At 44.8% G+C, this 19,937-nt stretch carries 17 protein-coding genes; 8 read left to right on the top strand and 9 right to left on the bottom strand.

Going from position 1 to position 19,937, the window contains the following annotated elements; all coding sequences use genetic code 11:
* Positions 1 to 136 precede the first annotated feature (136 nt).
* The 4 genes from rpoD to rpsU all read right to left on the bottom strand — a co-directional run bounded on the left by rpoD (position 137) and on the right by rpsU (position 5,519).
* Positions 137 to 1,969, bottom strand: a complete 1,833-nt coding sequence (gene rpoD / locus ACFI6J_RS13660) for an RNA polymerase sigma factor RpoD (protein WP_014948265.1) — start codon at positions 1,967 to 1,969, stop codon at positions 137 to 139.
* Between the two features lie 478 nt (positions 1,970 to 2,447).
* On the bottom strand, positions 2,448 to 4,226 hold the full coding sequence (gene dnaG, locus ACFI6J_RS13655) for a DNA primase (RefSeq protein WP_039219851.1): 1,779 nt from the start codon (positions 4,224 to 4,226) through the stop codon (positions 2,448 to 2,450).
* A gap of 189 nt (positions 4,227 to 4,415) precedes the next feature.
* Positions 4,416 to 4,862, bottom strand: coding sequence for a GatB/YqeY domain-containing protein (locus tag ACFI6J_RS13650; protein ID WP_012517256.1), 447 nt, complete (start codon positions 4,860 to 4,862; stop codon positions 4,416 to 4,418).
* Positions 4,863 to 5,303: 441 nt separating this feature from the next.
* Positions 5,304 to 5,519: a 30S ribosomal protein S21 gene (rpsU, locus tag ACFI6J_RS13645; protein WP_012517258.1), complete on the bottom strand. Its 216-nt coding sequence runs from the start codon at positions 5,517 to 5,519 to the stop codon at positions 5,304 to 5,306.
* A 521-nt stretch (positions 5,520 to 6,040) separates the two neighbouring features.
* Here rpsU and tsaD point away from each other — a divergent pair.
* Both tsaD and ACFI6J_RS13635 read left to right on the top strand, forming a co-directional pair.
* Complete coding sequence (gene tsaD, locus ACFI6J_RS13640; RefSeq protein ID WP_039224515.1) at positions 6,041 to 7,066, top strand: tRNA (adenosine(37)-N6)-threonylcarbamoyltransferase complex transferase subunit TsaD; 1,026 nt, start codon at positions 6,041 to 6,043, stop codon at positions 7,064 to 7,066.
* Between the two features lie 192 nt (positions 7,067 to 7,258).
* Positions 7,259 to 8,575 carry an alkaline phosphatase family protein gene (locus ACFI6J_RS13635; RefSeq protein ID WP_061439555.1) on the top strand — a complete coding sequence of 439 codons (1,317 nt, stop codon included), beginning with the start codon at positions 7,259 to 7,261 and terminating at the stop codon, positions 8,573 to 8,575.
* On the opposite strand, the gene plsY is transcribed toward ACFI6J_RS13635, so the two are convergent.
* The gene (plsY, locus tag ACFI6J_RS13630) at positions 8,565 to 9,167 is read right to left on the bottom strand and encodes a glycerol-3-phosphate 1-O-acyltransferase PlsY (RefSeq protein WP_014948270.1); all 603 of its coding nucleotides are present in this window, start codon (positions 9,165 to 9,167) and stop codon (positions 8,565 to 8,567) included. The two genes, ACFI6J_RS13635 and plsY, sit on opposite strands and share 11 nt — an antisense overlap.
* A gap of 281 nt (positions 9,168 to 9,448) precedes the next feature.
* Here plsY and folB point away from each other — a divergent pair, with 281 nt between their 5' ends.
* The 4 genes from folB (at position 9,449) to ACFI6J_RS13610 (ending at position 11,654) form a co-directional block, all read left to right on the top strand.
* The gene (gene folB, locus ACFI6J_RS13625) at positions 9,449 to 9,802 is read left to right on the top strand and encodes a dihydroneopterin aldolase (RefSeq protein WP_014948271.1); all 354 of its coding nucleotides are present in this window, start codon (positions 9,449 to 9,451) and stop codon (positions 9,800 to 9,802) included.
* Positions 9,802 to 10,296: a 2-amino-4-hydroxy-6-hydroxymethyldihydropteridine diphosphokinase gene (folK, locus tag ACFI6J_RS13620; RefSeq protein ID WP_462586220.1), complete on the top strand. Its 495-nt coding sequence runs from the start codon at positions 9,802 to 9,804 to the stop codon at positions 10,294 to 10,296. The genes folB and folK overlap by 1 nt, the downstream gene beginning before the upstream one ends.
* Positions 10,297 to 10,304: 8 nt before the next feature.
* A complete protein-coding gene (locus ACFI6J_RS13615; RefSeq protein WP_462586219.1) occupies positions 10,305 to 11,105 on the top strand; it encodes an undecaprenyl-diphosphate phosphatase in 801 nt (266 codons plus the stop codon).
* Positions 11,106 to 11,282: 177 nt separating this feature from the next.
* Positions 11,283 to 11,654 (top strand): histidine triad nucleotide-binding protein, encoded by a 372-nt coding sequence (locus ACFI6J_RS13610; RefSeq protein ID WP_462586218.1) that lies wholly within the window; start codon positions 11,283 to 11,285, stop codon positions 11,652 to 11,654.
* 82 nt (positions 11,655 to 11,736) lie between these two features.
* Here ACFI6J_RS13610 and ACFI6J_RS13605 read toward each other — a convergent pair whose 3' ends face one another.
* Positions 11,737 to 13,431 (bottom strand): dipeptidyl-peptidase 3 family protein, encoded by a 1,695-nt coding sequence (locus ACFI6J_RS13605; RefSeq protein ID WP_061439557.1) that lies wholly within the window; start codon positions 13,429 to 13,431, stop codon positions 11,737 to 11,739.
* 448 nt (positions 13,432 to 13,879) lie between these two features.
* On the opposite strand from ACFI6J_RS13605, the gene ACFI6J_RS13600 reads away from it, so the two are divergent.
* Positions 13,880 to 14,716 carry an HDOD domain-containing protein gene (locus ACFI6J_RS13600; RefSeq protein ID WP_014948276.1) on the top strand — a complete coding sequence of 279 codons (837 nt, stop codon included), beginning with the start codon at positions 13,880 to 13,882 and terminating at the stop codon, positions 14,714 to 14,716.
* Positions 14,717 to 14,827: 111 nt separating this feature from the next.
* Here ACFI6J_RS13600 and ACFI6J_RS13595 read toward each other — a convergent pair whose 3' ends face one another.
* A complete protein-coding gene (locus ACFI6J_RS13595; protein WP_014975686.1) occupies positions 14,828 to 16,018 on the bottom strand; it encodes a benzoate/H(+) symporter BenE family transporter in 1,191 nt (396 codons plus the stop codon).
* A 186-nt stretch (positions 16,019 to 16,204) separates the two neighbouring features.
* Between ACFI6J_RS13595 and ACFI6J_RS13590 the strand changes: the two genes are divergently transcribed.
* Complete coding sequence (locus ACFI6J_RS13590; RefSeq protein WP_014948278.1) at positions 16,205 to 16,768, top strand: helix-turn-helix domain-containing protein; 564 nt, start codon at positions 16,205 to 16,207, stop codon at positions 16,766 to 16,768.
* A 207-nt stretch (positions 16,769 to 16,975) separates the two neighbouring features.
* Here the strand turns inward: ACFI6J_RS13590 and rdgC are convergent, their stop codons facing one another.
* Both rdgC and ACFI6J_RS13580 read right to left on the bottom strand, forming a co-directional pair.
* Positions 16,976 to 17,887 carry a recombination-associated protein RdgC gene (rdgC, locus tag ACFI6J_RS13585; RefSeq protein ID WP_014948279.1) on the bottom strand — a complete coding sequence of 304 codons (912 nt, stop codon included), beginning with the start codon at positions 17,885 to 17,887 and terminating at the stop codon, positions 16,976 to 16,978.
* A gap of 117 nt (positions 17,888 to 18,004) precedes the next feature.
* Positions 18,005 to 19,735, bottom strand: a complete 1,731-nt coding sequence (locus tag ACFI6J_RS13580) for a sensor histidine kinase (RefSeq protein WP_041449809.1) — start codon at positions 19,733 to 19,735, stop codon at positions 18,005 to 18,007.
* Positions 19,736 to 19,937: the final 202 nt, after the last annotated feature.

Genomic DNA, 19,937 nt, shown 5'->3' with positions numbered 1-19,937 from the left:
CAAGGAGGCTTTTTTGTAGGCGCCAATTACATTTCAAAAGTCATTGTTACTAGCGTTAAGCGGAATTAGGATAAAACGAAGGCATAAAAAAATCCCCAGCCAAGGCTGGGGATTTTTAGTCAAAGCAATGCTTTTTCTATTCGTCTAAGAAGCTGCGTAGCTGCTCAGAACGGCTAGGGTGGCGAAGTTTGCGAAGTGCTTTCGCTTCAATTTGACGAATACGCTCACGGGTTACGTCAAACTGCTTGCCTACTTCTTCAAGGGTGTGGTCAGTATTCATGTCGATACCGAAGCGCATACGAAGTACTTTTGCTTCACGGGCTGTTAGGCCTGCTAATACTTCCTGCGTTGCATCTTTCAAGCTACCGCCAGTTGCTGAGTCGAGGGGCTGAATAATCGTGCTGTCCTCGATAAAGTCGCCAAGATGTGAATCTTCATCATCACCGATAGGGGTTTCCATCGAGATTGGCTCTTTAGCAATTTTAAGTACCTTACGAATTTTGTCTTCAGGCATTAACATGCGCTCTGACAACTCTTCAGGGGTAGGCTCACGACCCATTTCCTGAAGCATTTGACGAGAGATACGGTTAAGCTTGTTGATCGTCTCAATCATGTGAACAGGGATACGGATAGTACGCGCCTGGTCAGCAATAGAGCGAGTAATCGCCTGACGAATCCACCACGTTGCATAAGTTGAGAACTTATAACCACGACGGTATTCGAACTTATCCACCGCCTTCATTAGACCAATGTTACCTTCTTGAATAAGGTCTAGGAATTGAAGACCACGGTTGGTGTACTTCTTAGCAATTGAGATAACAAGACGTAAGTTAGCTTCAACCATTTCTTTCTTCGCGCGGCGTGCTTTCGCTTCACCGATTGACATGCGACGGTTGATGTCTTTGATATCTGCGATCACCAAGCCAGTTTCCTGTTCAACTTGGTTCATCTTGCTAATACAGCGCTCAATTTCTTCCTGATTTACAGCAAGGTCAGCGGCGTATGGTGCACCTGATTTAACTGCTTCATGTAACCATGCATTAGACGTTTCGTTGCCCGCAAATGCTTTGATGAAGTCTTTCTTCGGCATTTTTGCGTTAACCACGCAGAACTTCATTACTAGGCGCTCTTGAATACGCACTTTGTCCATCATCTCACGCATGTTCTTAACCATGCGATCGAACTGTTTTGGAACTAGGCGGAATTCTTTGAAAACATCGCTTAATGCATTGATTTGCGTGCGAGAGTCAGCATGAGCACGGCCTTTCTTCTCGATAACTTCACGAGTTTTAAGGTATTGCTCACGAAGCTCAGTGAAACGCTCACGGGCTAACTCTGGGTCAACACCGCTATCGTCTTCGTCACTATCGTCATCATCTTCATCGTCGTCTTCATCATCTAACTCTTCTTCAGATAATTCAGAACCAACGTGAGTAGCCGTTGGAGCAAGGTCTTGCTCATCGTTAGGATCAACAAAGCCAGAGATGATGTCGCTCAAGCGAATTTCTTCTGCTTCGTAAAGATCCCACTGGTCTAATAGATAAGTGATAGCTTCTGGGTATTCAGCAACTGAACATTGTACCTGGTTGATACCATCTTCAATTCGTTTAGCGATTTCAATTTCGCCTTCGCGAGTAAGAAGTTCAACCGTACCCATTTCACGCATGTACATGCGAACTGGGTCGGTCGTACGGCCAATTTCACTTTCTACAGTAGCTAGTGCCTGAGCTGCCGCTTCTGCAGCATCTTCATCAGCATTCGCTTCTTGCATGAGAAGTTCGTCTGCATCAGGAGCTGATTCAGAAACTTGAATTCCCATGTCGTTAATCATGCGGATTATGTCTTCGATTTGATCAGAATCGACAATATCTTGCGGCAGGTGGTCGTTTACTTCTGCAAAGGTTAAGTAACCTTGCTCTTTACCTTTTGCAATCAGGAGTTTAATCTGAGACTGCTTGCTTTGCGCCATATAACCTACACTTCTCACATTCAATTAGTTTGCAATAGAAAAGACAACATACGTCTAGGTATGTTCCCCGTTCTGCTGTAGTACTGCTTTTGTATCAAGGCCGTTAATGCTCGATGCCACGCTGGTCTAAACCATTATGTTGCGATGCACATCTGCTCGGGTTCGGATCTGCCCGTTATGTTCGGCTATATCTTTGCTACTCGTGCTGCTGTATTTTTGTTCACTTTATAGTGAATGAGACACGTTTATCTGTGTCCACAGCGAATTAGCCAGTATAGCAGAATAAGCGGTGGTTTTACCAGATTGATGGCCGATTTTTTAGCCAGTGTTTTTAAGCTATGAAACAGCACATACTTACAGCGCGTATTCTTGCTAAATTAATCTCGTTAACTCAATCTCACTAACACAAGCGTTTAAAAAAGCCTTATGCAAAAGCCTACAGAAGAACAGGCTAACCTCTAGGTCAGTTTGCCCAAGGTTAACTCTTCTGTCTTTCCCTCATAAGCAGGTTCAATTCCTGTTTTTCCGCCTGTGTCAGCGGCTGAACCCGCGAGCGTGAAATTAAGGTTTCAATGCGGCTATCGAAATGCCCGTCCAGTAAGCGAGCGAAGCTGTCGTTATAAACCCGTTCAGCATCCTCGTCTTTAACCAAGTGTTCTTGTAACAATAATTTCGCGATAGTAGAAGAATGGGGATGGTCGCGGAAATTTTCAACAAGCTGCGCGGTTTTTGCTTGAGGGTGACTCACGCAATAGCGATGCACATCGCGTAATAAATCCATGCCAGCAGCGTTGCTGCCCGCAAAAATATCAATTTGAACGTCTTCACATAGTGTGGCTAATTCAGGTTTATCAAGCAGCAAGCGTATCAGCATACGAAGCGGTGACAGTTTAGGCTTGTTTACTTGATTGCGATTCGGAGAATAAGCTTGCTTCGAACCTTGATTGGCTTTGGTGATATCTTGCTGAAGTTTAAACCGATCGAACTCGCCAGTGTGCTTGGCTAATTCTTCCAGCAGCATTTGCTTTTGATCATCACCTAATGTGCTCTCGATAAGCGGCATTGCCGCTTTCTTAAGGGCAATTTTACCTTCCGGCGTGCCCACATTGTGCGTCTTTAATAAGTTTTCAAAGAAAAAGCGGGATAAAGGCATGGCGTCATTTAGCATCTCCATAAACGCATCTTTCCCCACCTGACGCACCATAGTGTCAGGGTCTTCGCCATCGGGTAAGAATAAAAACGAAATACGTACGCCGTCTTTTAGTGCGGGTAGGGCGTTTTCTAACGCGCGCCATGCGGCCTCACGACCAGCGCGGTCACCGTCGTAACAACACACAATGTGAGACGTAGCGCGAACCAGCATTTGAATATGTTCAGGCGTGGTAGCTGTACCTAGCGCAGCAGTAGCAATATTAATATCGAACTGACTGAGTGCCACTACGTCCATGTAGCCTTCTACAATAACGACGGTATCCAGGCTACGATTTTTTTGTCTGGCAGAATAAAAGCCAAAGAGCTCACTGCCTTTGTGGAAAATGCGGGTTTCTGGCGAGTTTAAGTATTTAGGGCCGCCGTCATCTAATACTCGGCCACCAAAACCCACCACACGACCCCGTTTGTCCCTGATAGGAAACATAATGCGGTCGCGGAAGAAGTCGTAGGTACGTCCTTGGTCATTCTTATTGACTAGCTTTAAATCGACCAGCTGTTTGACGCGCTGTGGATCTTTGCCAAAGGTATTTAGCAGTGCGTCCCAACTGTCTGGCGCGTAGCCAATTTCCCATAGCTTAACGATATCGCCGCTTAACCCACGGTTTTTCAAATAGTCGATGGCTTTTTTGCTATTACCATTTTGGCGTAACTGATGCTGGAAGAAGCGCGCAACTTGCTCCATGACTGCATAATCGTCTTGCTGTTGCTGCTTTTTCTCTTCGCTCATGGCAGGGCGACTGCCTTTTTCACGGGGGACTTCAAGCCCGTGATAGCGCGCTAGCTCTTCAATGGCCTCGACAAATTCTAAGCGGTCGAATTCCATAATAAACGAGATAGCGTTACCGTGAGCGCCACAGCCGAAACAGTGGTAAAACTGTTTGTCTTGACTAACAGTGAAAGATGGCGACTTTTCGTTATGAAAAGGGCAGCACGCTTGGTAGTTTTTACCTGCTTTTTTAAGTTTAACTCGGCTATCTACCACTTCTACCACATCGGTACGTGACAGCAAGTCGTCTATAAAATCGCGAGGTATCTTTCCAGCCATGAGGGTACTTTCAAAAAGGGTTAGTTAAAAAAGAATGAGAAAAGCACAAGTCGTAACTGCGCTTCAAGCGACAGGCAACAACATTACGAAAACAGTAATCTACTGTAACAGGGAAGTATAAAAATGAGAACAATGAAGGTGTGACAATGCACACCTTCTACACGCTTCACTTTTACGAAAGGGCAGAGTTTAAGCGTTCAAACGCGCCTTAATTTTTGCACTCAAAGCACCCATGTCGGTGCGGCCTTGAACCTTAGGTTTCAAGGCGCCCATGACTTTACCCATATCCTGCATACCCGATGCTCCAGTCGCAGCCATGGTTTCGTCGATAAGTGCATTTAGCTCATCGTCAGTCAAAGGCTGAGGTAAGAAATCTTCAATGTAAGTGATTTCTTCACGCTCTTTGCTAGCTAGGTCGTCGCGATTGGCTGCGTCGTATTGCGCGGCGGCGTCTTGGCGCTGCTTAACCATTTTGGTCAGTACCGCTAAGATTGCGCTGTCGTCTAGCGTAATTTGTTCATCGATTTCTTTTTGTTTAATGGCAGCCATTGCCATGCGAATAGTACCAAGACGTACTTTTTCTTTTGCACGCATCGCATCTTTTTGCGCTGCTTTTAAATCATCAATTAGTGCCATGATGTTTCCTGATTTTTTATTAGTAGAGTTTATACCAATCCGCATAGATCATTGCCCACTCAGAAGGCGCTGGCAAGTTTCCTAGCGAAGCGTGGGAATGCAGGAATGGTTGTTCCCTTTCAAATTCCCAGAATGAAGCTAGGAAGCTTGCCAGACCTTCCCGAAGGGCGAGTTTAAAATGTCCGTACTCTTTGTTGTGTCACCTTGATGTAGAACCACTATACCTGCGGTAACACGCCGCGATTACGAACATTTTAAATCTCGCTGAGTGGATAATCATCTATGCGGACTGGTATTATTAAGCCCCAGGTTGAAAATCAAATGCAACCATTTGAAAAGGAAAAAATGGAGTCGATAAGAATAAGGCCAAAAAATAGAGGCCCAGAAACGCGAAAGGTGCTGCAATTGCAACACCTTTCAGACTCGTTACTTAACCCTATATTAGTAGAGTTTTACGCGACGTGCGTTTTCACGAGCTAGCTTCTTAAGATGACGCTTTTTAGCGGCAGCTTTCTTGCGCTTGCGTTCCCAAGTTGGCTTTTCGAAGAATTCACGACGACGAACTTCAGAAAGAACACCTGCTTTTTCACAAGAACGCTTAAAACGACGCAGCGCCACATCAAACGGCTCGTTTTCTCTAACTTTAACGATAGGCATTAAACACTCACCTCAAAACTTTTACTGTGTAAATCCGGGTAAAATTGTGCGCTAAAAAGGCCACCCGGGTTAAAAATGGTGCGAAATTCTAATCATATCTACAGAGAAAGTAAAGGATGAATTGCCAAAAAATAGCCAATATTGTGCATTTACCGTTCATTTACCTGTTCACTGGCATTCCATGAATGCAGGATTAAAGGTAAACTCTGCGCTCGTTAAGCACCGTGTTGTTTAACTCGGCTTGTATAAGCGCCCTTTTCAGAATGTTTTCTTGCTCAATTCCCTTTTGAAAAATGAGTGATCAAAAGTGTGGAATCAGATGATCCTGAGTAGGGTAGTGTTATGATCGCGGCGGGATCATAAAGATGATCGCATCAGATCGCCAGAATTATTTTCTCAGTTTTTGATATTTGCTTAGTCATTATGGTTCTCAACAATTGTGTGAACACGTGTTGTGATAAAAAGACGACAGCAAATCCAAAAACGAAGCATTGAAGTTAGTAGTAAAAGGGTTACTCCCCATGCGTATTTTAGGAATAGAAACATCTTGTGACGAAACTGGCATCGCCGTTTACGACGATGAAAAAGGGTTGCTGTCGCACGAACTATATAGCCAAGTAAAGCTGCACGCAGACTACGGTGGTGTTGTGCCTGAACTTGCGTCACGGGATCACGTGAGAAAGATCATTCCTTTAATTGAAAAGGCTATGGAAGACGCTAACACCCAACCATCAGAGATCGACGGCGTTGCTTTTACCCAAGGCCCCGGTTTAGTGGGCGCATTGTTAGTGGGTTCGTCTGTCGGGCGTTCATTGGCCTACGCGTGGAATGTGCCAGCAGTGGGCGTTCATCATATGGAAGGGCATTTATTAGCGCCTATGCTTGAAGACGACGCTCCTGAATTTCCTTTCGTTGCTTTATTGGTTTCAGGTGGCCACTCAATGCTAGTTAAAGTCGAAGGCATTGGTCAATATGAAGTACTTGGTGAGTCTATTGATGATGCCGCTGGTGAAGCCTTTGATAAAACCGCCAAGTTACTTGGCCTTGATTACCCAGGCGGCCCTCTTTTAGCAAGATTGGCTGAAAAGGGAGAAGCGGGACACTATAAGTTTCCTCGCCCGATGACCGACAGACCAGGACTAGATTTCAGTTTCAGTGGTTTAAAGACCTTTGCGGCGAACACCATTCGCGATGCTGACCTAACTGGTGGTGATGCTGAGCAAATTAAAGCCAATATTGCCTACGCGTTTCAAGAAGCAGTAGTTGATACGCTTATTATAAAATGTAAGCGAGCATTAAAGCAGACTGGCATGAAGCGTTTGGTTATTGCTGGCGGCGTAAGTGCAAATACAATGTTGCGCAGTGAGATGAAAGCCCTGATGCAAGAGCTAAAAGGTGAGGTGTTTTATCCTAGCTTAGCGTATTGTACAGACAATGGTGCCATGATTGCCTATGCGGGCATGCAGCGTTTGAAAGCTGGGGAAACCTTGGCCTTGTCTTCACAAGCCAAGCCGCGCTGGCCCCTTGATACTTTATCGGCGATTTAGGTATTCATAAAAAACCGGTAATTAGGCGCCACACCTCGTTGTAAACGCTACTATGTCTTCCCTAAGTTCACTGGGGAAATATTGAGCATAGCAAGCAGGTAAAACAAAAAAGCATAAATAGAAGGCAATGGGAGCGCATTCCATTGCCTTTTGTTTTACTAAAATGAACATTGAGTAAGGACGTTAAACACCATGCGCTTAGCAACAGACGGAACAAAACAAAATGCACCGCTATTCTATTTAGCATTGTCGTTATTTATTTCGCTTACCTTTGCAGCGCTCACTGCGTCCAATGCATTTGCATCAAGCAAAGCACCCTTGAATGACTTTGTAAAAGGCCTGAAGCAAGAGCAGCAAGATCAGTATGTCGTGCTCATTTCTCTTGATGGATTTCGCCACGACTATATCGAATTACACAACGCGCAACACCTTGGTGCTATTGCAAAGAAAGGGGTAAGAGCGTCGTCTATGACCCCTGTTTATCCTTCAAATACTTTTCCCAACCATATTTCACTGATCACTGGGTTATTACCGAAACACCACGGCATCGTGAACAATCGATTTTTTGATAAGTCTCGCCCAACGAAAGAAGGCTACGCGCAGTACAAGCTGGGTTACGGCGGCATGGACAGCACGTGGATTACGGCAACGCCGCTATGGAACTTAGTGGAATATCATGGCATGAAGGCAGCTACCTTCTTCTGGCCAGAGTCTGATTCACGCATATCAGGTACCTTGCCTAGCTACTTCTATCACTACTCTAAATACGCCGATTACCAGCAGCGGGTAGATCAGATCATAACTTGGTTGAAACTGCCTGAGGTGTCGCGCCCTCGCTTTATTGCGGGTTATTTCTCGCTTACCGATTCGGTAGGACACGACGAAGGACCTTTTGCCGACAAAACCAATGATGCGGTGCAGGAAGTGGATGCACTTATTGGTCAACTTTATGAACGCATTAACGCATTAGATTTGCCGGTAAACTTGGTGGTGGTGTCGGACCACGGCATGACACCCATTGATGAAAGTCAGCTTATAGAAGTTGAGTCTTTATCTATACCTGATAGCTTCATTATTGAAAATGAGGGAGCGCAAGTCCATCTTTACGCCAAAGCGGGCGTGAACGATAAACAAATCACCGAAGAAACAGAACGTCTTACCCATATAGCCGAAAACCGATACATTGTGCTTAACGATACCCAGCGCGCCGAGCGACATATGGAAGTGGGAAATAGAACCGGCGATATTATTATTGAGATAGCCCCGCCAGCACGCTTTAAAAACGCCAACAGCATGCATATTAGTAAAGGTGGGCATGGCTACATGAACACGCTGCCTGATATGGGGGCGACGTTTGTAGCAGTGGGACCTGCGTTTAAAACTAATACCACCCTACCTGTGTTTAGCAACCTGGAGGTTTATCCTGCGTTGGCCAAAATACTTGGCATTGCGCCGGTTACGCCGATAGATGGTAAGTTAGATGTGCTGGAAAAGGCGCTTACTCTTTAACTTTTCCCTTATCCCATACTTTACTCTCATTGCCCGCTAGAAGTCGGGCAATGTTGTCTTTGTGGCGTAGAATGATAAGCAGCGAAAGCATTGCCACGGGCACAGTATATAAAGGCTTAATTAAAAATGTAAATAACGGCGCAAGAGATACTGCGATAAGCGCGCCCAATGAAGAATAGCCCGTAAGAAACACCACTACTACCCAACTCAAAATAAGCAAACCTGCTAAATCGAGGCCTATAGGGAGCATAGCGCCAAACGCAGTGGCGACGGCTTTTCCACCTTTGAAACCAAAATAGAGCGGAAAGATATGCCCCAAGCACGCGAAAATAGCAATGACGCCTAACATGATTGGCTCTATGCCCAGAAAGTAACTGCCGTAAACGGGAATAGTGCCTTTTAGTATATCCATGACAAGCACGAGGAGTGCTGGAACACGACCGCCCAGTCGATACACATTGGTAGCACCTGGGTTTTTAGAGCCGGCGGTTCGTGGGTCTGGTAAACCAAACAGCTGGCTTATAACCACAGCACTTGAAAGTGAACCGAAAAGATAGGCAACAGCGATCATCAAAAGAGTTAGCGAAATCATTTTGTCATTCTAATTATTAAAAATATTGCCTTTTATTACGTTAAATTTGGTGTGTGCAAGTTCAATGGGCTTTAGTCGCATTAAATTGTGAAACCTTGGTTGCTCCCAGTTGTCATACAGCGGTATAGTTGTGCCACACAAGCGTAAAGCTACTCCATCCAAACGCGATATACCACCGTTTACCAGCAATATGTGGGTGAAAGCGCAGTAGTAAGACCAGTAGTAGGGCCAATAAAAACGGCGATAAACTGGTTTGATAACAGTACAAGATGAAAAATTCCATGGGAAAAATTTATATAACAGGGCTTGAAGTAGACACCCTGATTGGTGTTTATGATTGGGAGCGAGTAAGAACCACCCAGCTACTTCTTGATGTAACACTTGATGTTGATTTAAGCGCTGCGATGCAAAGCGACGATGTTGCAGACACTGTAGACTATGCAAAAGTGGCAGAGTGTATTGTAGAAGTAGGCAAAGAAAGCACATTTGAGCTACTTGAAGCTCTAGGTAATAAAGTGATGGACGCCGTTCTTGATAATTTCACCGTTGCGTCAATAACGCTTAAAATTGTTAAGCCTAATATCCTTCCCAATGCGCAAACGGTTGCTGTTGAAATGCGTAAAGAGCGCAATTAATGTCACAACACACCATCTTAATCAGCATTGGCTCTAATATTGAGCGCGAGCATTACACTAAGCAATCTTTGGTTGCCCTAAAACAACACTTCTCTGATGTTACAGTGTCTTCGGTTTACGAAAGCGAAGCGGTGGGCTTTAACGGCAGCCCTTTTTATAATGCTGCTGCCCGTGCGACGACGTCAAAAAGTATTAAGGAAGTGTGCACAACCCTTAAAGCCATTGAGAAAGACAATGGCAGGGTGCATACAGACAAAAAATTCTGTGCCAGAACCCTTGATCTCGACTTGCTTACCTATGATAGTAAGGTGACCACAACCCCTGTGGTTTTACCTCGCGAAGAGATTTGCTACAACGCGTTTGTGCTTTGGCCGTTAGCTGAACTTGTTCCCAACGACATTCACCCTGAAACGCAAGAAACCTATGCCAAAATGTGGCAAAACTTTGATAAACAGAAACAGCAATTATGGCCGATTGACTTTACTTGGAGTTAAGCAAAGGAATGACACTTTTTGAAATTATTATTTTAGCAATTATTCAGGGCGTTACTGAATTTCTTCCTATCAGTAGCTCTGGACACTTGTTGTTGCCCGCTGAACTTTTTGGTTGGGTAAGTCAGGGCTTAGCGTTTGATGTCGCCGTTCATGTGGGAAGCCTGCTTGCGGTTATGATCTATTTTCGTCAAGAAATCGCTCAGATGACCGTTGCGTGGGTAACACAAGGGTTTAGCAAGCAACAATCTACCGACAGTAAGCTTGCTTGGTACGTTATTGTGGCAACTATTCCAGCGGTTATTATTGGCTTTTTAATGAAAGGCTGGATAGAAGAAAACGCACGTACGGCGCTGGTAATAGCGGGTACCACTATTATTTTTGGTTTGCTGCTATGGTACGCCGATGCCACTGCAAAACGCGAACAAGAGCTAGAAGGACTGACACTTAAGCAAGCCATCTATATCGGGTTAGCCCAAGTATTGGCACTCATTCCTGGCACATCTCGCTCAGGTATTACGATGACCGCAGGTTTGATGTTAGGCCTTAAGCGCGAAGCGTGTGCACGCTTTTCCTTTTTGCTGTCTATTCCAGTTATTTTAGGCGCGGGGCTTTTAGCCACTCTCGACCTGCTTAATGCCAACGAAGCGGTAGACTGGTATGCGCTGCTTTATGGCGCGGCGTTTTCATTCATAAGTGCCTACCTTTGTATCTATTTGTTCCTAAGCTGGATATCGCGTATCGGCATGCTGCCTTTTGTTATCTATCGCTTGGCGTTGGGCGTAATACTACTGTGGTTTGTTTTCGCTTAAGTAAAGAAAAAGGGCGTTGTCCTTCGTATAAGGGGGGCTTCGTATGAGGGGGGTTATTCGCATGAGAATGTGCCCCAGCGCCGCACAATAGCACTTAATTTTTAATTATGTTCGCAGGCTAATGTTTTAACACCGCTAACATAATTGGTAATCACCTAATTGGTAAGGGAGTGAGATATGGCAGAAACAATATTTGATAAAATCATCAGCAAGGAAATTCCAGCGGACATATTGTACGAAGATGAATTGGCGCTGGCGTTTAAAGATATAAACCCTCAGGCACCGACTCACTTTCTGGTTATTCCGAAAAAGCAAATTGCAACGGTAAATGATATAGCCGAAGAAGATCGCGAAGTGGTGGGGCACTTGTCATTTGTTGCAGCAAAAATTGCAAAGGAGCAAGGGTTTGCTGACCAAGGCTTTCGTACGGTAATGAACTGTAATGAATACGGTGGTCAAACGGTGTATCACATTCATCTTCACGTGTTGGCAGGCAAACCGCTAGGCTGGCCTCCGTTTACTGAAAATATGAAGCAACACGTAGAGTAGCGTGGAAAGATAAGAACACAAAAATGCCGCCCTTGATAGTTATTTCAGGGCGGCATTTTTATTTAATGAGTACAGTGCTTACTTAGTTAGCAAGCCCCAGTACTTTCTTACCTTGGTTGAAGTGAATATCAACTGGAATGCTCGCTGCCTCTAGGCGCGCTAAATCCGAAGCAAGATCGGGTTTAATTACACCCATAGTTTCTACTAGCTTCGCTACGCCATCGTAATCGCCGTCACCTTGTAACGTAAGGATTAGTTCAGATAGTGCTTCTACTGCGGCGCCCATCTTCTCCATATTTACGCGATACATGCCGTCTTCTGTTTTCTCGAAGGCGCCTTGCTGGGCAAAAAAGTTAAAGCGGATCATGTTCGCTTTTCCGTGTGCAGAACTTGCGCCGAAACGCACAGAACGGAAAATGCCAGCCATAAAGGTAACGTAATAATCTTCTAGTGTACCTTCAGTGATTTCACCTTTTTCAAGAAGACTTTGTACCATATACAAACCTAGTATATCCGCTTTGCCTTCTTCAAGAGCCGACGCATGCTCTTTAAGTGCTCCGCGCACAGTCCCTGTACCATCTAGGGTGTTCTTAATCCCTAAACCGTGTGCCACTTCATGAAACATGGTGTTCGCGAAAAAGGCGTCAAACGTAATGTGTTCACGTTGCTCTGGTACAATTAACGTATCCGCAATAGGCACCAAAATAGTATCGAACTTTGCACGCATTGCGTTTTTAAGCTGCAGACGGCGGGTACCTTTTTCTAGCTGTACTCGCTCATCATTGGGCAAGTTAATTGCAATGGTCTTACTGCCTGCATTAGAGTGGCCGGCATAATAAATAACATCATAAGCGTTAAGGTCTGCATCAGAACCTGGCATTTCCGCTTTATATGCCTCAGCAACCGGAAGGCCTTGCTGTAATTCAGGTAAGAAGGCCGCGTATTTAGCTAGCTTTTCACTCCATGCTAAATCTTTAATGAGTACATAGGCTTCAAACGCTGCGCGATAGCCAAAGAGTTGATCTTCGTAGCTTTCAATAGGACCGATAACCAGCTCAATAGGGTTGGTTTTCATATCCATCCACGCCATGTCAGAAGCCAGGTAGTCGTTTGATAGTAGGGCTTCAGAACGCAGCTGCAAATATTGTTTAAAGCTTTCATCTTCAGCAAGCTCTGACGCTTTTTTAAGTAAGTCAGATGCCTTCATTAATTCGCTTTTAAAAGCTTCAGAATAAGGCACCGAATAAAGGTTGCCCGCTTCATCGCGCTTCACCATGGAATAAAGGCCTTGTTTGTCGCCAAAATCTGCCGTGGCAAATTCCTTTTTTTCCATATCATGGGGATAGAACTCAGCGCCCAGCGCTTTGTCTTCATAGCCACTTAAAAAAGGTGTATCGCCATTTAAACGATCCCAAGGTCCATAGTTTATCGCTGCAAAGTGGCGAACTTTTTCGTCACTAATTGACGAAAGAAATGCATCTTTATCTTCAAAGAACGCTTGTTTCCAGAACAAGTCGTCCATGATTTTCGATGCATCAATTAACAGTGAAAGCATTTTGTGTTGATTGTCACTAAGGTGTGACAAATCGCTGGTAAGATCTACGCCGTGATAAATAGATAAGCGAGACTCATCAACAAGTAAGGTTTGCTCGGAAGCGGTTTCAGGCTTTGCTGTTTGAGTTGGTGTTGTATCGGCGCTTTTGCTGCACGCGGTCAGCATAAATAAACCCGCTACTGCAGCTGCAATAGGAGAGTAAGTTGTAATTGTTTTTTTCATAATGACTCTTACCGTGTGGTTTAACCGCATTGATTTAAAGTATGCGGGGCGGTGAATAGATAGCTCACTATAGCTATGCTTTTGATTTAATACAAAAGTATGAAAAATATTTGCTTAATATCAATAGTGGTTTGCTACCAGTTGACTATACTTTAAAAAAGCTCTGGTGGTTCTGCCGTTGCTAATGATTCGCATCGACACTGTATTTTTTTAGTTGGTCGAAACTAAAGAGCTACTATAGTATGGTGATAGAAATACCATAATAAAACAATAAACGGTTTGTATTTTAGCGTGAAGCATAGAGGCCTATGTTAGTTAACGCACGGAATGCAACGCACAAACATCGAATCTATTTTAGTCATCAGTTTTGCTGGTGGTCGAGATGATTAACTGGTAAAGCAACCTATCGCCTTCACGAGGCTATTTGGAACTTTCTAAGGGTAGAAATATGTCTACACAGAACGCGCTTTCAACCATTTTGGTTGAAAAAATTAACAATGACACACTCGTCCTTCCCACGCTTCCTGCTATTGCATTGAAAGTCCGCAAAGCGGCAGACGATCCCGACATTAATTTAAACGCGATGGGAGATGTGATTGGTCAAGATCCATCGCTTAGCGCAAGAATGATTAAAATTGCGAACAGCGCTTACATGGGCCGCAGCGTAAAAGTGACCTCTATCAGCCAAGCGGTGACTCGAATTGGTCTGCGCCAAATTAAGAATATTTCTACAGCATTGGCCATGGAGCAGCTATTCGTTTCTAAGAACGACGTTGTCGCACGCTATTTGCAGCAAGAGTGGGCAAATACAGTTAATATCGTGGCTAACTCTATGGCGGTGCTTCAGCTTTACATAGCGCGTACCAAAAAGCGTGAAATGAGCATGGATACCATGACACTAGCGGCACTGGTTCACAACATTGGTGTTCTGCCTATTTTGACCGAGGCTGAGCGTCACCCTGAAGTCTTTGCGAACCCTTCATTCCTTGAAGTGGCAATCGATAAATTAGCTGGCCGTATTGGTGCAAGCATTATGACAGAGTGGGGCTTCGGAGAAACCTTCGTTAACGTTTCAAAAAATTGGAAAGACCTAAGCTACATGCCAGAAGAGTTAACCTACATTGATTTCGTTCGTGTTGGCGCTGCAGTCTCAGGTGCGGTAGACAGTCAAAAAGATGCGATCTTAAACTTAGCTATTCAGCGCGGTGTGGTTGAAGATATGGGCGAGCTTCATTCTGATGAGTTTGAAGAGCTTGCAAGCGCAGCGAAGCAGATCTTCTTGTAAGTGTTTTAAGCGACAAAATACTGCAAAGGCCGGTACTGAAGCATAACTTCAGTACCGGCCTTTTCGTTATGGAAAGCTGACAATGAAACAGCACAAAGCAAATAAATGCTGCTACGCGCTAACAGGCTTCTTTTGAACGTAAAGCAGCAATAAACCTAACCCCAATCCCCACACCGCTGAGGTCATGGAATATAAACTAAATCCTGACGCCGTACACAGCATGGTAAGCAACGCAGGAGCCCTGTGGTGCTCTACTTCCATAGCGCGAACCACCGCTCCTTGCAGCGTAGCTAATAGGGCTAGTCCAGCAAGCAGATGAATAATGATACTGGGCATACTCACAAATAGCGCAACGACCACAGACGCTAATAACCCCATGAACAAATACGCCACCCCCGCTGCTATAGCGGCTTTATAGCGCTGCGACTTTTCATCATCCGCTTGCTCGCCCATGCATAGCGCTGCTGTTATCGCCGCTAAGTTAAAGGTAAAACCACCGAAAGGTGCTAATAAGGCTTGAACAATGGCAATGCCTGACAAAATGGGTTTGTGGTCGGGCGTATATCCATGGGCGTGATGAATAGCTATGCCTGGCAAGTTTTGAGAAAGCGTGGTGATAAGAAAAAGGGGAAATGCTAATCCAATGGCAGCACTCAGTGAGAAAGTGGGCGTTACCCAAATAGGCTCGGGCAGGGTGAATATTGATGGCAGCCCTGGTGAGTCGCTTGATAGAGCAACCACACCATCTGCACTACTCATAAACAAGCTAATGGTCACCGACATGATCAGCAACAACAGCATAAGGTAGCGGGGAAATAGTCGACTTCCTACTAAATAAGCCGCGATAAATAACGCAACTAAGTACGGTGCGTCATTAACATCACTGAATATCGCAAGGCATATAGGTAAGAGAATGCCGGCCAAAAGCGCCGATGAGATTGCAGGGGGAATCCGACTTATTTGTTTGAGCAGGCTACGGCTTTGCGCAGTTACAAGAGAAAGCAAGGCACATAGTATAAATGCACCAATGGCTTCACTTAAACGGTAGTCACCGATACTGGTTAACAAAAAAGCCGCGCCAGGGGTAGACCAAGCGGTAACAACGGGCAGTTTGGATAGCCACGAGAACAGAATGCAGGTAATGCCCATACCGAGCCCAAGCGCCAACAACCAACTCACTACCATGTCGTCGCTGGCGCCGGCTTTACGCGCTACATCAATGATAATGACAACAGAACTACTGTAACCTACTGTAACCGCGGTTAGCCCTGCGCTGATATGACTTAACTTCCACTTGCTCATGAAAACCCTCGTGATGGAATTTCGATTTGGAATCGACCGAGCGATGAAACACGCTTTTAGTGTCTATCGAATGTGCTACTCTACCTTTTTGTGCGCTATAACGTACAATAGTTAACTTAACATCTGTGCGTTATAGCGCACAACTGGTTTATTAAACTCAGCGTCAAAATAAAAGGCCTTCATTACATGACAAAAGCAAATGCGCAGCCTTCTGCTATTTCAAGAAGTATTGCACACCACCTGCAGTCTGTTCGTAAAGCTCGGGGGCTTTCCCTTGATAAAACCGCGCAGTTGACGGGAGTGTCTAAAGCCATGTTGGGGCAAATAGAACGAGGCGAGTCTAGCCCCACAATCGCTACCTTGTGGAAGATAGCAACCGGTCTTGCGTGTTCTTTTTCTTCTTTCTTGTCAGGTGATGAAACCGCACCTACGTCCCAACATGCCGACAACAAGTTCGCTAACGACCCAAACGTAACCATAAAAACGCTATTTCCGTTTAACTCAGCCACCCAGTTTGAAATGTTTGAACTATGCTTAACGGACTTTCATGAGCAGCACTCTTCGGCGCATCAAATAGGCGTCACCGAACATATTCACGTACTACAAGGAAAGTTAGGGGTTTTGCAAGATGGTCAATGGCAAACTTATCAAGCGCAAGAGCAGTGTATATTACGCGCAGACCAGCCCCACGGTTATCGAGATGAAGTAGGAGAAACGCGCTTTATTGTGGTTATTCACTATCCAACTTAAAGCGGTTGGGCAACTTTCTTGCAAAAGCTAGGAGAAAGGCTAGGAAAAAAGCGAAGAAGTATTTGCGCTACATGACGGTTGCCACAGTTCAAACAAGCAAGTTAATTAACAGAGCCTAATAAAAAGCCTAACTACCCCTAGGTAATTAGGCTTTTCGATAGCGCTAGGCTATCTTTTTCATCGGCTTAATATTTATTTGCCATAAGTTTATAAACTATCGTCGTTAAGATTAAGCGCACCACGAAGGAAGTTAAGCAGTGTACAAATTTCGGCTGACATAAGCGCGAACTCTGCATCAAGGCGCGCTTCAACCTGATCTTTTGGCACATCGTCAGTTTCTTCTTTAATGCGATCGGTGAACTTAACACGTTTAATGGCGCCATCCTCACACATAATAGCCGTCAACGTCTCTGCATATTCGAATGCAACCTTTTGAACCAGCTTACCGGCATCCAAATGAATACTAATTTCTTCGCTGTCTAACGGCTGGTTTTTACAACGAATAACGCTGCCAGTGTCATCGGTAGATTTAAGTTCAGCTTCTTCAAGTAGACCTACACCTTCTGGTGTTGACTCAGTAACCCAGTGCGTAAGCTCGCTTTGAAGGCTTCTACGCGTAAATGGCACTACTGGAAGTGAGCCTATGGCTTTTCTTACCATGGCCAAAAAGGCTTCGGCTTTGCCATCAGATGATGCGTCTACTACGACTAAGTTGTCAGCAAGCGAAATAAAGCCGTGAGTGTAGGTGTTTTTCGTAAATGCCTGGGGCAGCAAGCGGGTTTGAATTTCTTGTTTAAGATCTGCCTTGGCTTTTTTACCTACCGGCGAACCGGTTTCCATTTCAATTTTGGCCACCATTTCGTCAAGCTCGGCATTTACCACTGCGCCGGGCAAGATCTTTTCTTGTTTCTTTAGGGTTATCCAAAAACGCTGTTGAACAACATGGAACATGGTGCCTTGCTTACCCGCCTGAGAAAACGGAGAGGCGAACCCCATGGTTGCTAAGTCTTGGCTACCGCACGGGCGAAAAGCGTGTTCGTTAAGGGCACGTTCTAAATCGCCCTCGTCTAGCGATAACGGCTGAGTAATTTGATAGGCTTTTACATTTTTAAACCACATAGTGTAAGCATTCTCTTGATAAAAATAGGGCGCAAGCCTACCAACGTAAGACTCGCGGTGCAATTGAATAAAAGGCCCTAGAAAGCGGGCACCTTAGATTGATAGTGGCAAGAAAGGTTAAGCACTCTTTTTCGGAAAACGAATGGTGTACTGTAAGCCGTTGCCAAGCGTACTGTCGGCCTCTATATGTCCATGCAGTGACTGCGTAACTAGGTTGTACATAATATGCGTGCCTAGACCGCTACCACCTTCTCCGCGTTTGGTAGTAAAGAAGGCATCAAACAACTTACTGAGCTCTTCTTCGCTTAAACCTTTTCCGTCATCTTGGTAGTGGATCACAACATTATTACCATCTTCTTTTACATCTAGTGTTACAGAGCCGGCCGCTTTGCCTTCAAAGCCGTGCGTAATTGAGTTAACCACCATATTGGTAACGATTTGAGCGATGGCGCCAGGTGCACAGGTCACAACTAAATTATCGGGGCAGGATACGTTAATTTGATGTTCAGTATGCTTAAAACTTGGCTTAAGTGACTGAATAATTTCGTTAATATAGTCGCCCAACACAAATTCGCGCTCGGTTTCACTGGTCTGGTCAACGGCCACCTGTTTAAAGCTGGCGATAAGATCAGATGCGCGTTCTAGGTTACTTAAAAGTAGTAGCGCAGTTTGTTCTGCTTCATCGATGAAGCTTGCCATGTTCTTACTGGTCAGGCTTTTATCTTCGAAGTCGGTTTTTAAATTGTTAAGTCGCTCTTGTAGAAAGCTGGCAGCGGTCACACTCACGCCTAATGGCGTGTTTACGTCATGCGCGATACCGGCCACAAGACCGCCCAGCGACGCCATGCGCTCCGACTCGACTAATTGCTCTTGCGCTTGATGAAGTGTATCCATCGAACTGGCTAGCTCTTGGTTACGTTTGCGCAGTTCGGCTTCTATATACTGACGATTTTCGTTTTCTTGGCGAAGCTCTCGTTGGTGGGCAATAAGCTCGTCTTTTTGCTGCTCTAAGTCGAGCATGATCTGAGACAACGACGCTGTTTTCTTTGCCACTTCTTGTTCTAAAATCAGGTTTTGGTCGTCTAGCTTCTTGTTGGCAAGAGTGAGTTCATTCTGCGCGTCTTTCAGCTTATTGTTTGAAATAATCAGGTCGTCAATAACGTGGTTGTAAGATTCCTTAAGCTGTAATAGCTCGTTGTCATCATCGAGCTTTATGCTGAGTTTGCTCTCTTCTGGGTGTTGAGGATCGAAATTACCCATTTGCTCGGTAATGGTTTGCAGCGGTTCAGAAAGCATGGTGCGAAATGCGGTCATGAACAAGAAGACCAGAAAGGTGGTTTTTACTAACGCATTACCGATAAGAAAAAATACGCCTACTTCAATACGGCTAAAAATAGTATCAAAGCTAGAATACAAGGTAACGTCGCCAACCGTAGATTCGCGACCTGAGAATTTAAATACTAGTGGGAAGCTGTAGCTAAATACGCCGCCGGGATGATCTTCAATTATTTCACGGTCAACCGGAGCAGGAGAGCGCTGAGCACGGATGCCGTACTCGGCAATGTAGTTACCGTTTTCACCACGAACTTGAAGCCCTTCAACAATAGGCAATGACATAAGGCCTTCGGCGATGGCACGCACTTGGTCGTGGTTAAGTTCCCACAAAGCGCGGGTCAGGCTAGAAGAAAAGGTGTTTTTTAGCGTTTGAAGCTCGCCTTCAACGTGATTTTTCGTGCTGAGGTATTCTGTAAAGATCTGTCCTACCGTCACTAGCAGCGTGAGAGAAAAGTACACTGACAACACTCTGGCTAAGAGTTTCCTTGATAACCCTGTCTTGACCGCAGCCATCGATAAACACACCCCTGTTACATCAGACCTTTTAAATCACCGACAACGCTTGGTAGTTGCTCACCTTTGCAACAATAACAGTCGGTTTTATGTAATTTCAAGAATATGCGTAATCGTATGAATAAACAAGATTATGTATTTAAACTTTGGAACAAGCTTGTATTAAACTTGACACATAAATGTAATCGTTTTAATAAAACTG

Source organism: Alteromonas sp. G4i13 (genome assembly GCF_054960505.1).
The sequence above is the reverse complement of the archived record's forward strand: the minus strand, read 5'-3'. Positions and strand labels throughout refer to the sequence as shown.

What these genes read in the sequence shown, in the direction of transcription:
- rpoD (WP_014948265.1), bottom strand. Translation starts at nt 1,969, where the DNA reads ATGGCGCAAAGCAAGCAGTCTCAGATTAAACTCCTGATTGCAAAAGGT.
- dnaG (WP_039219851.1), bottom strand. Translation starts at nt 4,226, where the DNA reads ATGGCTGGAAAGATACCTCGCGATTTTATAGACGACTTGCTGTCACGT.
- ACFI6J_RS13650 (WP_012517256.1), bottom strand. Translation starts at nt 4,862, where the DNA reads ATGGCACTAATTGATGATTTAAAAGCAGCGCAAAAAGATGCGATGCGT.
- rpsU (WP_012517258.1), bottom strand. Translation starts at nt 5,519, where the DNA reads ATGCCTATCGTTAAAGTTAGAGAAAACGAGCCGTTTGATGTGGCGCTG.
- tsaD (WP_039224515.1), top strand. Translation starts at nt 6,041, where the DNA reads ATGCGTATTTTAGGAATAGAAACATCTTGTGACGAAACTGGCATCGCC.
- ACFI6J_RS13635 (WP_061439555.1), top strand. Translation starts at nt 7,259, where the DNA reads ATGCGCTTAGCAACAGACGGAACAAAACAAAATGCACCGCTATTCTAT.
- plsY (WP_014948270.1), bottom strand. Translation starts at nt 9,167, where the DNA reads ATGATTTCGCTAACTCTTTTGATGATCGCTGTTGCCTATCTTTTCGGT.
- folB (WP_014948271.1), top strand. Translation starts at nt 9,449, where the DNA reads ATGGGAAAAATTTATATAACAGGGCTTGAAGTAGACACCCTGATTGGT.
- folK (WP_462586220.1), top strand. Translation starts at nt 9,802, where the DNA reads ATGTCACAACACACCATCTTAATCAGCATTGGCTCTAATATTGAGCGC.
- ACFI6J_RS13615 (WP_462586219.1), top strand. Translation starts at nt 10,305, where the DNA reads ATGACACTTTTTGAAATTATTATTTTAGCAATTATTCAGGGCGTTACT.
- ACFI6J_RS13610 (WP_462586218.1), top strand. Translation starts at nt 11,283, where the DNA reads ATGGCAGAAACAATATTTGATAAAATCATCAGCAAGGAAATTCCAGCG.
- ACFI6J_RS13605 (WP_061439557.1), bottom strand. Translation starts at nt 13,431, where the DNA reads ATGAAAAAAACAATTACAACTTACTCTCCTATTGCAGCTGCAGTAGCG.
- ACFI6J_RS13600 (WP_014948276.1), top strand. Translation starts at nt 13,880, where the DNA reads ATGTCTACACAGAACGCGCTTTCAACCATTTTGGTTGAAAAAATTAAC.
- ACFI6J_RS13595 (WP_014975686.1), bottom strand. Translation starts at nt 16,018, where the DNA reads ATGAGCAAGTGGAAGTTAAGTCATATCAGCGCAGGGCTAACCGCGGTT.
- ACFI6J_RS13590 (WP_014948278.1), top strand. Translation starts at nt 16,205, where the DNA reads ATGACAAAAGCAAATGCGCAGCCTTCTGCTATTTCAAGAAGTATTGCA.
- rdgC (WP_014948279.1), bottom strand. Translation starts at nt 17,887, where the DNA reads ATGTGGTTTAAAAATGTAAAAGCCTATCAAATTACTCAGCCGTTATCG.
- ACFI6J_RS13580 (WP_041449809.1), bottom strand. Translation starts at nt 19,735, where the DNA reads ATGGCTGCGGTCAAGACAGGGTTATCAAGGAAACTCTTAGCCAGAGTG.